Here is a 15615-nt window from a genome sequence, read left to right as displayed (position 1 = left end):
TCAGTTGAGATTAGGGTCGGCCAGCGCTTGCTGGTCGACCCTAACTATTTCTGGAGGTTCGACCGCAGCATTGATGAGCATTCGGTAAGCAACCACCGAGTCACCACAACTGACTTCTGCCAGTGCTGAGACCAGCCCACCAATTTGATCACCGCCAGACACTAATTCTCGAATTTGTGTTGATGTTAATTGGGGGTCTGCCACACAGTCATCCGCGGTGTCAATCGGGGCGCTGCTCGCGTTGGACGAACCGCGCAGCGAGCTTTGCATCGACAAGCTTTGAAAACTGACAACGGCAGCAACGACAGCAATCCCAAGCGCGGATGCCTTAGCCACTTTCATGCGCGTTGAATTTATTTTGTCGGGCTTCTGCAACTTTCGATAGCTGGCATGTGGTCGAAATAGCAACTGTTCTTTCAGAGACATAACCATTCAACAAGTTTGCTCTTGCGGCCCATAGTTTCTATTCGAAAGGGCAAAACTGTGGAAAGAGACTTAGACTCTTTTTGTGCCCGAATTTCTTACCGCTGGCTTATCCCCCAACTTCGTCTCCTATACAGATGGCTGGGATTTGCAACGTAAAATCCACGCAGAAGTAGTTTCCGGTTCGCGTCCGGACACCGTAATTCTTCTAGAGCACACCCCCGTATACACAGCTGGAAAGCGAACTGAAGACAGTGAACGCCCCCAGGACGGCACTGACGTAATTGATGTTGATCGTGGTGGAAAAATTACCTGGCATGGGCCTGGCCAATTGGTTGGTTATCCAATCATGAAACTTCCGGAACCAATCGATGTTGTCGGTTACGTTCGATGGCTCGAAGGTGTTCTTATCGATGTGATCGCCGATTTCGGAATCACGGCGGAAAGAGTCGAGGGACGCAGTGGCGTTTGGGTAAACGTCGGTTATGAAACGGTGAAGGTTGCCGCAATTGGCATCCGCGTTGCCGAAAAAACCACGATGCACGGGTTCGCACTCAATTGCAATAACAGCCTTGAACCCTACGAAACCATCATCGCTTGTGGAATCCGCGACGCACGAACTTCCACCCTTACCGCACTACTCGGCTCGGAGGTAACTCCGGAGATGGCCGCAGAAAAAATAAGACTTAGACTGAAAGAAATAACTCCAAGGAAAAAGATTTGACGGACACATCTAAGCGTCTTCTCCGCATTGAAGCCCGCAACGCTGCAGTGCCGATTGAAAAGAAACCTGAGTGGATTAAAGCAACCGCGAAGATGGGGCCCGAGTATTTAGCCATTCGCGAAAAAGTAAAAAACGATTCACTGCACACGGTGTGCCAAGAGGCTGGTTGTCCAAACATTTTTGAATGCTGGGAAGACCGTGAGGCAACTTTTCTTATTGGCGGTTCACAGTGCACTCGTCGTTGCGACTTCTGCCAAATAGACACCGGCAAGCCGGCTGCGTTTGACCCAGACGAACCAAGACGCGTTGCCAATTCGGTTCGCGAAATGAATCTGCGCTATGCGACCGTAACCGGAGTTGCCCGCGATGACTTACCCGATGAGGGTGCTTGGCTCTATGCCGAAACCATCAAGCAAATACACAAGAAAAACCCAAGCACCGGAGTCGAGATCTTGGTTCCAGATTTCAGTGGCAATCCGGAACTGTTAAAAAAAGTCTTTGACGCGAAGCCTGAGGTCTTTGCCCACAATGTCGAGACTGTGCCAAGAATCTTCAAGCAAATTCGCCCGGCATTCAAATACGAGCGCAGCCTGGATGTAATCACGCAGGCAAGGAACTACGGCCTAGTCACCAAATCAAACCTAATTCTTGGAATGGGTGAAACTAGGGAAGAGATCTCCCAGGCTCTGAGGGACTTATACTCTGCCGGTACGGACATCATCACCATCACCCAGTATTTGCGACCCTCTCCCCTGCACCATCCGGTCGAGCGCTGGGTAAAGCCTCAGGAGTTCGTGGAGATGCAGCAGGAAGCCGAAGAGATCGGTTTCTTAGGAGTTCTTTCCGGACCGCTAGTCCGTTCCTCGTATCGAGCCGGTCGGCTTTGGGCGGAGTCGATGATGAAGAAAGGTTCCGAGATTCCCGAGGCCTTGCAACATCTTGCCGATGCCGCCATCAGCAAGGGTTTTGCCCAAGCTGTTCGATAGAATTTTCAAATGGCTAAAAGCAAAGGTACCCCAGGCAGAGTTCGTCAACTTCTCAGCGTCTACAAGTTAACAATCAAAAAAGACAAGGCCTCCTTGGCCTGGGCTCTTTTAGCGCTGGCCTTGGGTGTTGGCTTTGGAATTTCCCTTGCTGCATTCTTTGGCGGGGGCAATGTTTTCAGTAACACGCTGTTTATCATCTCTGGTTCGATCACAGGTATCTTGGCCGCTCTAATTGTCATGTCTCGACGAGCCGAGCAGGTGGCTTACAGCCAGATCGAAGGGCAGCCGGGAGCAGTTGGAGCAGTCCTCTCCAGCTCGCTTCGCAAAAACTACACGTCTTCTGAAATGCCGGTGGCGGTAAACCCCAAGACTCATGATGCCGTTTATCGAACAGTTGGTCAGGCCGGCATTGTTCTAATCGGCGAGGCACCTGCCAGCACTCGCGTCAAGAGCCTGGTCGAGGATGAGAAAAAGAAGATTGCGAGAATTGCTCCTGGGGTACCAGTGCACACCATCTTCGCCACTGGCGACGGTGTTGAGCTGCACCGACTAACAAAAGAGATTTACAAACTAAAGAAACAGTTGAATCGTGCCGAAGTTGCCGTGGTAAGAAAGCGTCTCGACGCTATCGGATCTAGCTTGCCGATTCCAAAGGGTATTGACCCTAAGAAGTTCCGCGCTCCGAGAAGATAGCTACCTGGTCTTTACCAGCGCAGTTTTTGCCGCGCGGTCATGGAGTCCGCGGTTGTTGTTGTCGACTATGACCACCGGTAAAACCAAAATCAGAAGCAGAGATCTGATGGCTGCTGCGGAAAAGCCAACTTGCCGATGACCAATTTTGATTACCCGCAGACGCAAAAGTTTATGCCCAAGCGAGCCGTTTGCTGTCGCAATAAAAACACTTTGGGTAGCTAAGAAAATCACTAAAGTGGCTGCGTTATCGCTCGCAAAGAATGCGGCGGAGACAAGCAGGCAACTTAACCAGTCAATCAAAATGGCCGCGATGCGAGTTGGCATCTTCGCTAACGATCCTGGGCCGCTCGCAGGTAATCCTAGATCCTTACCGGCCCAATTAGTCTCTGTCATGTGACCACCCTATTTCAAAGATTTACATGCCGGAAACATTAAGTCGAATGCACGCAACATTGACTTCACTAAACTAGAGGTGGCTCGAGGGTGCGCCGCAAAATATCAATCTTCCGAAGGGAATCCACATGTTTAAGACCGCCTCTGAGGTAGTCCAATACATCAAGGAAAACGATGTTAAGTTCCTAGATGTTCGCTTCACCGACCTACCTGGTGTTCAGCAGCACTTCAACCTTCCGGCGTCAATGATTGACGAAGATTTTTTTGTCAACGGTCAACTCTTTGATGGTTCTTCGATCCGAGGTTTCGCCTCCATCAACGAATCGGACATGCAGTTGATTCCAGATGTCACCACCGCTTACATCGATGCTTTCCGTGCTCAAAAGACTTTGGTGATGATTTTCGACGTATACAACCCTCGCAATGGTGAGATTTACGGTCGCGACCCCCGACAGACTGCAAAGAAGGCTCAGGCTTACCTTGCTACTACCGGCATCGCCGACACCGCATTCTTTGCGCCTGAGGCCGAGTTCTTCATTTTCGATGATGTTCGCTATGAGTACAAGCAGAACAGTTCTATGCACTTCATCGACTCGGATGAAGCTGCTTGGAACAGCGGCCGCGAAGAAATCGGCGGTAACCTAGCGAACAAAACCCCATACAAAGGCGGCTACTTCCCAGTAACACCAGTTGACAAGCATGCTGACATGCGCGACGACATCGTTGCAGAACTTTTAGCTGTAGGCCTAGAGGTAGAGCGCAGCCACCACGAAGTTGGTACAGCTGGTCAGGGCGAGATCAACTACAAGTTCGACACTCTGCTCTCATCAGCTGATGACATCCTGAAGTTCAAGTACATCGTCAAGAATGTTGCTGAGCGCTGGGGTAAGACCGCAACCTTTATGCCAAAGCCACTATTTGGCGACAACGGTTCGGGTATGCACGTTCACATGTCACTCTGGAAAGAGGGAAAGCCTCTTTTCTATGACGAAAACGGCTACGGCGGTCTATCAGATATCGCTCGCTGGTACATCGGTGGAATTTTGAAACACGCACCATCGCTGTTGGCGTTCACCAACCCATCGGTAAACTCTTTCCACCGTTTGGTTCCAGGCTTCGAGGCTCCAGTTAACCTGGTCTACTCGGCTGGAAACCGCTCGGCTGCAATTCGTATCCCAATGACCGGCACCAACCCAAAGGCGAAGCGCATTGAGTTCCGTGCACCGGATGCATCGGCAAACCCTTATCTGGCTTTCGCCGCAATGTTGATGGCAGGTCTTGATGGCATCAAGAACCGTATTGAGCCACACGCGCCTGTCGACAAAGATCTGTACGAGCTGCCACCGGAAGAGGCAAAGTTGATTCCTCAGGTTCCTGGAAACTTGGAGGACTGCCTCAAGGCTCTTGAAGCAGATCACGACTACCTTCTTCAGGGCGACGTATTCACTAAGGATCTAATCGAAACCTGGATTGACTACAAGCGCACCAAGGAAATCCAGCCAATTGCCCTTCGTCCTCACCCATACGAGTTCGAACTCTACTTCGGCGTTTAGTTAGAAGTTGAAAAGGGTCACCGCAAGGTGGCCCTTTTTCACACTTCGGCGTTTAGTTAGAAGTTGAAAAGGGTCACCGCAAGGTGGCCCTTTTTCACACTTCGGCGTTTAGTTAGAAGTTGAAAAGGGTCACCGCAAGGTGGCCCTTTTTCACACTTCGGCGTTTAGTTAGAAGTTGAAAAGGGTCACCGCAAGGTGGCCCTTTTTCACACTTCGGCGTTTAGTTAGAAGTTGAAAAGGGTCACCGCAAGGTGGCCCTTTTCTATTCGTAGAACAGTCGCTCAAATACCGAGCGGGCTCGCCGGGTCACCGCCAGGTAATCCTGCTCGAGAGCGGATGCCGAACTAGCCGAGTAGCCAAGGATTCTGGCTATTCCATCAAGTTGCTTCCGATCGTGAGGAAGCACATCCGCTGGTTTATTTGACCAAAGTGTCATGGCAGAACGACACCGGGAGACAAAAACCCAAGCCTCGCTAAGCACGCGAGCATCGTGTTCAGCCACGAGCTTAGACTCAACTGCCGCGTCCAAGGCCAGGAGTGTGTTTGGCGTTCGCAAATTCTGAAATTGCGATCCATGTCGCAGTTGTAGCAATTGAATCACCCACTCAACGTCGGATAGCCCGCCGCGACCGAGTTTCATGTGACGCTTTGGATCGGCCCCCTGAGGCAACCTCTCGGTTTCCATTCGGGCCTTGAGGCGGCGAATCTGAATAATTGCCTCTTCAGAAACTGTGCTTGGGTAGCGATACTTCTCGATGAGGGCCAGAAACTCAACCCGAAGTTCGGTGTCATCCGTGATGAGTCTGGCTCTTAGCAAAGCCTGAGCTTCCCAACTGTCAGACCAGCGCTCGTAATAGCTCGCGTATGAGGTAATTGAACGAATAATTGGCCCGTTCTTGCCTTCCGGTCGCAAGTCAATGTCCAAATCAAACTCGAGAACGGGGTCTTGGACTAACTTTCGCAGCGTCGATACAACTTGCTCAGCTAACTTTTGATTATTTTGGCTTTCTGAATTTTCAAGTGCTCGATAGACAAACATCACATCTGCATCTGAGCCAAAACCAAGCTCCTCACCACCGAAACGACCCATAGCAACAATTGCCACGGCGATCTTTTCACCCGTGCCGACAGCTTCCTCGGCGAGACGCAACATGCCATGCAAATATGCGCTTGTGAGGTCGCTCAGACCTTTCTGCGCGGCCGAAAGGTCAAGCTCGCCAAGAACAGAGCCAATCGCAATTCTAAGTGTCTCTCGGCGCCGCAGGCTTCTTATCAGGGATGCCGCCACCTCGAAATCATCGTGTCGGCTGCTAATCGCGTCTATCTCGGCCTCGAGATCTTGTGTACTTGTCGGTTGCAAGTCTTCGGCACGTTCAAACCAGGATGCGGCCTCAGGAATCTTCTCAAACAGAGCGGTGGCCAATTTAGAATTTGCCAAAACCTGAGTCATTTTTTCGGCTGCCCCGGATGAGTCACGCAACATCCGCAGATACCACGGAGAGTCACCGAGGTCTTCACTGAGCCGTCTGAAACTGAGTAAAGCGCTATCCGGGTCAGCACCCTGAGCAAACCATTGGATAAGCACCGGCAGCAACTGACGTTGAATGTCAGCGCGACGGCTTAACCCGGAAGTAAGTGCGGCAATGTGCTGCTGCGCTGATTTGGGATCAACAAAACCAATTGCCCGAAGGCGATCCTGAATCTGGTCAGAACTTAGGGCGAAAGCATCTGGATCGAGTTTTGCGACCGCAGACAGCAGAGGTCGATAAAAGATTCTTTGGTGCAGTGCCCTAACCTCGAGCTTGATTTGGTTCCACGCAGCCAGCAAATCTTGCGCTGAAAAAGTGACATCGAATGCTCTGGCTAGGGCTCGCACCGCTTCCTCGTTTTGCGGTAGCAAGTGCGTTCTGCGCATTTGAGACATTTGGATTCGGTGTTCCAGAGTTCGTAAGAACTTATAGTGCTGCTCGAAGGTGGAGGCATCTGAACGCCCAATGTAACCCGCGGTTGCTAACGCACGAATCGCGGAGACAGTGTCTCTTACTCGAACCGTTTCATCAGTTCGGCCGTGAACTAATTGCAGCAGTTGCACGGTAAATTCGACGTCTCGAAGCCCTCCGGGCCCGAGCTTTATTTGTCTGTCTAGTTCGCCAGCGGGAATGTTGGCGGTCACTCGCTCGCGCATTTTCTGAACGGATTCAACAAAGTTTTCCCGTTCAGTCGACTGCCAAACCATAGGCGATAGCTCAGCGACGTATCTCTGACCTAAGTCGCGATCGCCAGCCACTGGACGGGCCTTTAGCAGAGCTTGAAACTCCCAGCTTTCAGCCCATTTTTGATAGTAAGCAACGTGCGATTCTAAAGTTCGAACCAGGGCACCGGACTTACCCTCCGGCCTTAAGTTGGCATCAACCTGCCACAATCCTGGCTCAATGCAAACGCCGTCAATTGCTCGCATCATGCGAGTTGCTATTTTTGTAGCTACCTCAATTGCTCGAGAGTTGCCTAGATCATCACTTCCAGACTCAGCAACAAAAATGACATCGACATCGCTGATGTAATTAAGCTCTCTAGCGCCACACTTGCCCATTGCGATCACGGCGAATCGAGTCGATGAGAGTTCATCGACCGTAAACGTTCCAAATTCTTTCGATGCAGTAAGTTCGACTCGCGCTATTGAAATGGCTGCATCCAGCGCTGCACCGGCAATGTCGGACAGCGCCGTGGCGACCAGCGGCAGCACATCGGTAACCGAGTCTGAAGTCAGATCAAAAATTGCGATTCTTAGCAACTCTTGTCGATATGCGATGCGCAAGGCTCGCCAGGCCTCTGCCACATCTGGCCACTCTTGAGGAAGTGCCTCCAAGAATATGTGCTGATACTGATCTTGGGTTTTTGGCATTACCGGTGATTCATCAAAAATCGACAAAGACGAGGGATGCGTCTCCACAAACTCAATTAGCGAAATCGAGGCACCAGCAAGCAAGGCCAATCTTCGAGCGCTCTCATCGCGCCTAAGCAGTTTTTTGAGGGAACTGCTGTCTTGCCTTGCTAAGCGAACTGTTGCACTCAAGGCCTGGTCGGGATCTTGAACTTTTGCCAAAGTTGCCAGAAATGGTCTGGCCGGATCACCAATCAGCGCAAGCAACTCGTCAAGGTTCGCCATCGCCTGCGATAGGTTTGCAAAACCATACTTGGCGAGACTCGAAAGCGAAGCAGGACGCTCTAATTGCGACATTGCCTAGAGGGTCTCGAAGTTTTGCTTCAATTCGAAAGGCGTCACCTGAGAGCGGTACTCACTCCACTCGCGACGTTTATTGGCAAGAACATAGCTGAATACCTCTTCACCAAGAGTTTCGGCAGCCAGTTCAGACTCTTCGAGTTTGCGAATGGCATGGTCGAGGCTTTGTGGCAGAGGTTGAATTCCCATGGCTCGACGCTCGGCGTCGCTAAGCGCCCAAACGTTGTCTTCGGTCTCCCCTGGCAGGACATACTCTTCTTCAATACCTTTTAGACCCGCAGCTAAAATCAGCGAATAAGCGAGGTACGGATTGGCCGCAGAATCAATTGCTCGGTATTCAATCCGTGAGCTCTGGCCTTTATCTGGCTTGTATAACGGAACGCGAATCAGGGCTGAGCGGTTGTTGTGACCCCAGCACACAAAGCTCGGTGCCTCGCCGCCACCCCAGAGTCGCTTATATGAGTTCACGTACTGGTTAGTGACAGCGGTGATTTCCGGAGCGTGCTTGAGTAATCCGGCAATGAAGTGTTTCGCGGTCTTAGACAGGTGGTACTGCGACCCAGCCTCAAAGAATGCATTCGAGTCGCCCTCAAAGAGAGACATGTGGGTGTGCATACCTGAACCGGGATGTTCGGTGAACGGTTTGGGCATAAACGTTGCATAAACGCCCTGTTCAATTGCAACCTCTTTGATAACGGTGCGGAAAGTCATGATGTTGTCGGCCATGGTTAGGGCGTCGGCATATCGGAGGTCAATCTCGTTTTGACCGGGACCACCCTCATGGTGGCTGAACTCAACCGAGATTCCCAACTGTTCGAGCATGGATACGGCGCGGCGACGGAAATCGTGTGCCGTGCCACCTGGAACGTTGTCGAAATAGCCAGCCTTATCAACTGGGATGGGGCCCTCAGGGCCCAACTGCGAGGACTTTAGGAGATAGAACTCGATTTCTGGATGAATGTAGAAAGAGAAGCCCATGTCACTGGCTTTGGCGAGTGAGCGGCGCAGAACGTTACGTGGATCGGCAGCGGCTGGAGCACCATCCGGGGTTTGAATGTCGCAGAACATGCGAGCAGTTGGATTGATTTCACCGCGCCATGGAAGGATTTGAAAAGTGCTGGGATCTGGCATGGCCAGCATGTCTGCTTCATATGTTCTAGCAAGGCCCTCAATTGCTGAGCCATCAAAACCTAGGCCTTCGGCAAAAGCACCCTCGACCTCAGCCGGAGCAATTGCAACCGACTTTAGAGTTCCGGCTACGTCGGTGAACCATAGACGGACAAACTTAACACCGCGCTCCTCAATGGTCCTCAAAACGAAGTCGCGTTGCTTGTCCATATTTAGTCCTCTCTCTTGCTACTAGGCTAATGGTTATGCCGATTTTTCGCTTTGCGATTGCTCAAGTGAACCCAATAGTGGGAGACTTCGTCGGCAACCTTGAACTCATTAAGACCGCCTGTAATCAGGCAAGTTCGAGTGGCGCAGACCTGGTGGTTTTTGGCGAGATGGTCATTTCGGGTTACCCGATCGAAGACCTCGCGAAAAATGAATCGTTTTTGCAAGATAGCGCAGAATCGCTTGCTAACTTAGCCGCTTGGCTCGAGGCCAATCACCCAAATCTTGATGTTTTAGTTGGGCTACCTCTGGCTGATAAAAACGAACAGAGTTGGTCAGTAGCAACAAACTCAGCCGTTCTAATTCGCGCCGGACGAGTGGCCGGAAAATATGACAAGCATCACCTACCCAATTACTCGGTATTCGATGAGTATCGAATCTTTAATTCGGGTTCGGACTATTTCTCTTTCGAAGTAAAGGGGCACCGCATTGGTGTAGTTATCTGTGAAGACATCTGGCAGGAGGGCGGACCAGTTGGTCATACCAAGGCTGAAGGAATTGAGCTGCTATGCGTGTTGAATGGCAGCCCTTTCGAGATTTCAAAGGCTGACACCAGAGTTCAGCTGGTTAGCAACATCGCTAAAAAATACAACTGTGCCGTTGCCTACTCGAATTTAGTTGGTGGCCAGGATGATCTGGTTTTTGACGGAGATAGTTTCGTAGTGTCGGCGAACGGCTCTTTAGTCGCACGAGGTAAACAGTTTGAAAGCGACCTGCTACTGTTCGATTTTGACTCCGCAAATCACATTTCCGCGATTACCTCGCAGTCTGTGGAGCCTGCTGATGAACTCTGGCAGATCTGGCATGCGCTCCGCCTAGGGCTTGCCGACTATGTGGCCAAAAACAGTTTCAAATCTGTCATTCTTGGGCTCTCCGGCGGTATTGACTCAGCATTATGTGCCGCTCTTGCGGTCGATGCCTTGGGCAAAGAACGAGTTTTCGGCGTGGCGATGCCTTCTGAATACTCGTCGCAACACTCGCTTGACGATGCAGCCGATCTTGCGCGCCGTCTTGATATCGACTACCGGATCGAGCCAATCGCAGACTTAGTTGAACCTTTCGACAAGCAACTTGGACTCTCGGGTCTCGCCGCCGAGAACATTCAGGCACGCGTTCGCGGTTCGCTGCTGATGGCTCTAAGCAACTCTGAGGGCCACCTCGTGCTCACAACCGGAAACAAAACCGAGATTTCAGTCGGCTACTCCACTATCTACGGCGATTCTGTGGGGGGTTTTGCCCCGATCAAAGATGTTCCAAAAACCTTGGTCTGGGAACTTGCCAAATGGCGCAACCGCATCGCCCGGGAACTGAGCGAGATTGAACCCATTCCGGAAAACTCAATCTCGAAACCACCATCGGCGGAGCTTCGACCCGGCCAAGTTGACCAAGATACCCTGCCCGACTATGAATTGCTGGATGCGCTGCTTGAACTTTATGTTGGCCAACGAAAATCAGTATCTGAGATTGTTGCTTTAGGCTTCGAACGGGAGTTGGTGTCGAAAATCTCGCGACTTGTAGATTCAGCCGAGTGGAAACGCAGGCAATCGGCAATTGGCACAAAAATTACCGCTATCGCCTTTGGGCGAGACCGCAGACTTCCAATAACAAACAGATACAGGTGAAAAATGGCAGCAGATAAATTAATTTCGAGTGGCGGACCTTGGGAATCGGTTATCGGTTACTCACGCGCAGTGGTGGCTGGCGAATACGTTCACGTTTCCGGCTCGACTGCAACCGTTAACGGTGAATTGCAGCACGAAGGCGATGCCTACGGCCAGACTTTGGTTGCCCTGCGTGAAGTAATTGCACCAGCACTCGCACAAGCGGGCTATACCCTGCAAGATGTGGTTAGAAGCCGTGTATATGTTGCGAACGCAGAAGACATGGATGCCGTCAGCAAGGCGCACGGTGAGATTTTCGGTGAGATTCGCCCTGCCGCGACAATGCTCGCTGGAATCAAATTCATCAATCCAAAAATGCTCATTGAAATTGAAGTCGATGCCTGGAAGCGAGCCTAATTGGCCAAAGTCAGAGCGACAACGCTAGCCGAGTTCAAACAGCGTGGTGAGAAATTCACCGCGTTGACCAGCTACGACGCAATTACTTCAGCTATTTTCGATCAAGCAGGTATTGATGTTTTGCTAGTTGGTGACTCGGCAGCCGACACAGTGCTGGGACAAGACTCAACACTCGCAGTAACGGTCGACGAGATGATCATGCTCGCTAGACCGGTAGCCAAATCGGCGCACCGCGCTCTTGTTGTGGTCGACATGCCTTTTGGAAGTTACGAACTTGGCGGCGAGCAGGCACTGGAGAATGCCCTAAAAATAATTAAGCTTTCCGCCGCTGAAGCAGTAAAACTCGAAGGCGGAACGAAATCTGTCGAGCAAATCCGACGCATTGTTGAAGCGGGCATTCCAGTCATGGCACACATTGGTTTTACACCGCAGAGTGTGAATTCGCTGGGTGGTTTCAAGGTCCAAGGCAGAGGTGAAGGCGCAGCTAAGCTTCGCGAAGACGCTCTGGCCGTTCAAGCGGCCGGGGCTTTTGCAGTTGTTCTAGAGATGGTGCCGGCAGATTTGGCCGCAGAAATCACGAAAGAATTGCAAATCCCAACCGTTGGAATTGGGGCTGGCCCGGACACAGACGGTCAAATTCTGGTTTGGACCGACATGTCGGGCTTCAGTGATGGCAGACCTAAAAAATTCGTCAAGCAATTTGGTGACCTGCGAAATCAGTTGACCCAATCGGTCGTTTCCTACCGAGAAGAAGTCAAGGCCAAGCAATTTCCGGCGCCCGAGAACAGTTTTGAATAGTCGCCTTAGGGCTTAATTTCGGTCACTATCCTCTTCGTCGCGCCACGCCTTCGAACGTGACTCAATAATCTCGAGGGCCTGCTCTGCCTCTGCTGCCGTTTCAAAAGGGCCAATCCGGTTCAGCGCATTCGTCTTTAGCCCGAACTCGACCTTACGGTTAGCCAAATTGAACCAGTATCCGGGTTGGTCTTTTTGATCTTTCGCCAACTGCCACTCCCTTAGACTTCTTCTATGCCTCGCGATTTGGTACATGGACATCTTATTCCCGGGGAAATAAGCCCCACACGGTTCGTACCAGACCTCATTCCCCGACCCGAATACGTCGGTAAGCCCGCCCCGCAACCGTACACCGGGGGCGACATCAGAACAGCTGACGAGATCTCAAAGATTCGCGAAGCCGGAAAGATCGCTGCGGCTGCTATTCAAGCGGTTGGCAGACAGATAAAGCCTGGGGTAACTACCGACTTTCTCGACAAAATTGGGCACGAATTCGTCATTAGCCACGGGGCCTATCCCTCAACGCTGGGTTACCGCGGCTACCCCAAATCACTTTGCTCATCAGTGAATGAAGTCATTTGTCACGGAATTCCAGATAACACGGTTCTTGCCGAAGGTGACATTATCAACATCGACATAACCGCTTTCAAGGATGGTTTCCACGGAGATACCAACCACACCTTTATAGTTGGCGAAACTAGCGAAGAAATTTCACAGCTGGTCAGCCGGACCCATGAAGCAATGATGCGCGGCATCCGTGCCGCCATGCCTGGCAGGCAAGTGAACATAATTGGAAGGTCTATTGAGGCTTATGCGAAGCGTTTCAATTACGGTGTGGTTCGCGATTTCACCGGGCACGGCATCGGCCAAGCATTCCACAGTGGCTTGATTATCCCGCACTACGATTCAGCACCGCACTACGCCGACGAGATCAAGGTTGGCATGGTGTTTACTGTCGAGCCAATGCTCACCTTGGGCACTCACGAGTGGGACATGTGGCCAGACGGCTGGACTGTTACCACCAAAGACAAATCTTTGACAGCTCAGTTTGAGCACACAATTGCCGTCACAGAAAATGGCCCAGAGATTCTCACCCTTTTTGAAGGAGGCTTGGCATGAGCAAGTATGCAATCGGAATTGACATCGGCGGAACTGGAATCAAAGGTGGCCTAGTTGACCTAAAGTCAGGTGAGCTGGTGGGTGAAAGAATTCGAATAGAAACCCCAACTGGCGGCGAACCAGATGCGATTGCCAACGCAGTGGTCAAAGTGTTGACTCAGCTTCCACAAACTGATCCGCAGACACCGGTTGGCATCTGTTTCCCGGCCGTAGTCAAACACGGGGTAACCATGAGTGCCGCTAACGTTTCAAAGGCTTGGATTGGGCTTGATGCTGAGAAACTTTTCACGCAGAAATTGAATCGGAAAGTTCATATTGTTAACGATGCCGATGCAGCTGGGGTTGCTGAAATGAAATTCGGTGCCGGAAAGAAAAAGCGTGGTCTCGTAATCATGACTACCTTGGGCACAGGCATTGGTACGGCTCTGTTTATCAAAGGCATTCTGGTTCCAAATGCTGAACTCGGGCATCTAGAAATTGGTGGGGTTGATTACGAAACTAAGGCCGCTTACTCCGCTAAGGAAAACGAAGATCTCACGATGGTTGAATGGGCTCAGCGGCTTCAGATTTATTACTCCAACCTGGAGCGCTTGTTCACGCCAGATCTATTCATCGTCGGTGGCGGAATATCTAAACATCATGAAAAGTTTCTACCGCTGCTGAGGCTCAATACAGAGATTGTCCCGGCAACTAAGCGAAATAATGCCGGAATTTTAGGTGCGGCCGTTCTAGCTCATAAGACAAAAACTGACGAGTGATGGGTCGGCCGATACGCCGGGTTCTGTCCCTTTCGGGGGCAATCATCTATCTAGAATCTTGATTACTCAAGACTTCAAGCGACCTACCCGTTAGCAAAGCGGGCAACTTATAAGCTAACTGTCTGGTCTTGCTCCAGGCGAGGTTTACCTAGCCGAGGTGCTCACACACCCCGCTGGTGGGCTCTTACCCCACCGTTTCACCCTTACCGCTTGCGCGGCGGTTTACTCTCTGTTGCACTTTCTCGCGGGTTACCCCGGGTGGCCGTTAGCCACCGCCCTGCCCTTTGGAGCCCGGACGTTCCTCGATTTCTCGCGATTGCCTGGCCGACCCATCGCACCTAGCATAACCGCAGGCTAATTCAAATGCGATGTTGCGTTGAAATTCAGTAGGTCGGCGGCCGAACTTCCCCAGAACCTAAATGCGGATATCGAACACGGCGCAACAACCGGTCGCCAATAGGTCTCCGGTCCGGCGCCGAGACAGTATCGAAGTACTCCCCTGATTGGCATCACATGCGCTACGACTACAACCGTAGCGCCCGCGTGTTTTTCGATAGTGCGTTCAAGGGCACCTCGGATACGAAGATCGAAATCAGCTAGAGATTCGCCGTTTGGTGGCGGCACATCCCATGATCCTCGCCAAGTTTGATATTCGTCAGGCCACTTTTCAAAAAGCTCTTCGTTGGTAAGTCCATCCCACTCGCCGAAAGAAATTTCCGCAAAATCTTCGACAACCTCGACTTTTAGCCCGAGCTTAGCGGCGATGATTTGAGCAGTGTCTAATGTTCGTTGAAGCGGTGAGCTAATCACTACCGTGGGCGGATTGATATTTTTCCAAAATCCACGTTTACCTAAATTTGAAAGTTCGGTCGCAGCACGCTGCGCGTCTTCTTGACCCAAATCTGACAATCCCGGGTTGAGTCCGGTTCGACCGGAAATGCGGTTGGTTTCGGTCAATTCAGTTCTGCCGTGTCGAACCATGATTACGGTAGCGGGTGGAACATTCTCGGCTTGCGGTGCACGAATTGAACTTGGTCGAGTCAGTTTTTGCTCGTTTACTGGTGGCACAAAGCTTTCACTGCCCCCATCGAGGACTCGAGAAAAATCCTCAGCTGAGTCCATCGCTTCGTTTGCTAAAGCGTCGGCTCGGCTGTTTTGCTCACGTGGAACCCAAATGAAATTTACCGTTCGGGAGGCGATAAGCCTTTTGATATTGATTGCCAAATCCTGCATGTCAGGATGTTTTATTTTCCATCGCCCAGACATCTGCTCGACAACCAATTTCGAGTCCATTCGCACTTCAACTGTGGCCCCTGGGTCGATTTCAAATATTTTGCTCAAACCGATTTCGAGGGCAATGTACTCAGCGACATTATTTGTGGCCATGCCTACGTAGCGACCTAATTCTGCAACTAGCTCCCCAGTGTTCAGATCAATTACAACTGCTCCTGATCCGGCCGGTCCAGGATTACCTCGCGAACCACCATCCGCCTCAAGAATGAAATAACGTGGCACCG

At 51.3% G+C, this 15615-nt stretch carries 15 protein-coding genes and 1 other RNA gene; 9 read left to right on the top strand and 7 right to left on the bottom strand.

The annotated features are described in order from the left end of the window. Nucleotides 1–426 carry a hypothetical protein gene (locus A4Z71_RS03230; protein ID WP_145943898.1) on the bottom strand — a complete coding sequence of 142 codons (426 nt, stop codon included), beginning with the start codon at nucleotides 424–426 and terminating at the stop codon, nucleotides 1–3. 82 nt (nucleotides 427–508) lie between these two features. Here A4Z71_RS03230 and lipB point away from each other — a divergent pair, with 82 nt between their 5' ends. Genes lipB through A4Z71_RS03215 form a run of 3 tightly spaced genes read left to right on the top strand, consistent with a single transcriptional unit; the run spans nucleotide 509 to nucleotide 2826 of the window. After that, complete coding sequence (gene lipB / locus A4Z71_RS03225) at nucleotides 509–1147, top strand: lipoyl(octanoyl) transferase LipB (RefSeq protein ID WP_070954511.1); 639 nt, start codon at nucleotides 509–511, stop codon at nucleotides 1145–1147. Further along, a complete protein-coding gene (gene lipA / locus A4Z71_RS03220; RefSeq protein ID WP_070954510.1) occupies nucleotides 1144–2133 on the top strand; it encodes a lipoyl synthase in 990 nt (329 codons plus the stop codon). The genes lipB and lipA overlap by 4 nt, the downstream gene beginning before the upstream one ends. A gap of 9 nt (nucleotides 2134–2142) precedes the next feature. After that, nucleotides 2143–2826: a DUF4191 domain-containing protein gene (locus tag A4Z71_RS03215; protein WP_070954509.1), complete on the top strand. Its 684-nt coding sequence runs from the start codon at nucleotides 2143–2145 to the stop codon at nucleotides 2824–2826. On the opposite strand, the gene A4Z71_RS03210 is transcribed toward A4Z71_RS03215, so the two are convergent. Next, entirely contained in the window at nucleotides 2827–3219 is a 393-nt protein-coding gene (locus A4Z71_RS03210) for an RDD family protein (RefSeq protein ID WP_070954508.1), read from the bottom strand. A 128-nt stretch (nucleotides 3220–3347) separates the two neighbouring features. On the opposite strand from A4Z71_RS03210, the gene glnA (A4Z71_RS03205) reads away from it, so the two are divergent. Next, a complete protein-coding gene (gene glnA, locus A4Z71_RS03205; RefSeq protein WP_070954507.1) occupies nucleotides 3348–4772 on the top strand; it encodes a type I glutamate--ammonia ligase in 1425 nt (474 codons plus the stop codon). 262 nt (nucleotides 4773–5034) lie between these two features. Here the strand turns inward: glnA (A4Z71_RS03205) and A4Z71_RS03200 are convergent, their stop codons facing one another. Beyond that, nucleotides 5035–8010: a bifunctional [glutamine synthetase] adenylyltransferase/[glutamine synthetase]-adenylyl-L-tyrosine phosphorylase gene (locus A4Z71_RS03200; protein ID WP_070954506.1), complete on the bottom strand. Its 2976-nt coding sequence runs from the start codon at nucleotides 8008–8010 to the stop codon at nucleotides 5035–5037. A 3-nt stretch (nucleotides 8011–8013) separates the two neighbouring features. After that, a complete protein-coding gene (glnA, locus tag A4Z71_RS03195; RefSeq protein WP_070954505.1) occupies nucleotides 8014–9351 on the bottom strand; it encodes a type I glutamate--ammonia ligase in 1338 nt (445 codons plus the stop codon). A 35-nt stretch (nucleotides 9352–9386) separates the two neighbouring features. Between glnA (A4Z71_RS03195) and A4Z71_RS03190 the strand changes: the two genes are divergently transcribed. From A4Z71_RS03190 to panB, 3 genes are read left to right on the top strand one after another with little or no spacing between them, the layout of a single operon-like run. After that, complete coding sequence (locus tag A4Z71_RS03190; protein ID WP_070955228.1) at nucleotides 9387–11030, top strand: NAD+ synthase; 1644 nt, start codon at nucleotides 9387–9389, stop codon at nucleotides 11028–11030. Nucleotides 11031–11033: 3 nt separating this feature from the next. Next, nucleotides 11034–11426 (top strand): RidA family protein, encoded by a 393-nt coding sequence (locus tag A4Z71_RS03185; protein WP_070954504.1) that lies wholly within the window; start codon nucleotides 11034–11036, stop codon nucleotides 11424–11426. Then, nucleotides 11427–12224, top strand: a complete 798-nt coding sequence (gene panB, locus A4Z71_RS03180; RefSeq protein WP_070954503.1) for a 3-methyl-2-oxobutanoate hydroxymethyltransferase — start codon at nucleotides 11427–11429, stop codon at nucleotides 12222–12224. Between the two features lie 12 nt (nucleotides 12225–12236). On the opposite strand, the gene A4Z71_RS03175 is transcribed toward panB, so the two are convergent. Next, nucleotides 12237–12431 (bottom strand): hypothetical protein, encoded by a 195-nt coding sequence (locus A4Z71_RS03175; RefSeq protein WP_070954502.1) that lies wholly within the window; start codon nucleotides 12429–12431, stop codon nucleotides 12237–12239. Between the two features lie 24 nt (nucleotides 12432–12455). On the opposite strand from A4Z71_RS03175, the gene map reads away from it, so the two are divergent. After that, nucleotides 12456–13340, top strand: coding sequence for a type I methionyl aminopeptidase (map, locus tag A4Z71_RS03170; RefSeq protein WP_070954501.1), 885 nt, complete (start codon nucleotides 12456–12458; stop codon nucleotides 13338–13340). Then, the gene (gene ppgK, locus A4Z71_RS03165) at nucleotides 13337–14098 is read left to right on the top strand and encodes a polyphosphate--glucose phosphotransferase (RefSeq protein ID WP_070954500.1); all 762 of its coding nucleotides are present in this window, start codon (nucleotides 13337–13339) and stop codon (nucleotides 14096–14098) included. The genes map and ppgK overlap by 4 nt, the downstream gene beginning before the upstream one ends. Here the strand turns inward: ppgK and rnpB are convergent. Continuing rightward, nucleotides 14095–14430: RNase P RNA component class A (gene rnpB / locus A4Z71_RS03160), an RNA gene on the bottom strand. The genes ppgK and rnpB overlap by 4 nt on opposite strands. Before the next feature lie 22 nt (nucleotides 14431–14452). Further along, a complete protein-coding gene (locus tag A4Z71_RS03155; protein WP_070954499.1) occupies nucleotides 14453–15613 on the bottom strand; it encodes a bifunctional RNase H/acid phosphatase in 1161 nt (386 codons plus the stop codon). Between the last annotated feature and the right edge of the window lie 2 nt (nucleotides 15614–15615).

Source organism: Candidatus Rhodoluna planktonica (genome assembly GCF_001854225.1).
Taxonomy (GTDB): domain Bacteria; phylum Actinomycetota; class Actinomycetes; order Actinomycetales; family Microbacteriaceae; genus Rhodoluna; species Rhodoluna planktonica.
Note: the sequence above shows the minus strand (reverse complement) of the source record. Positions and strands in the feature narration are given on the sequence as shown.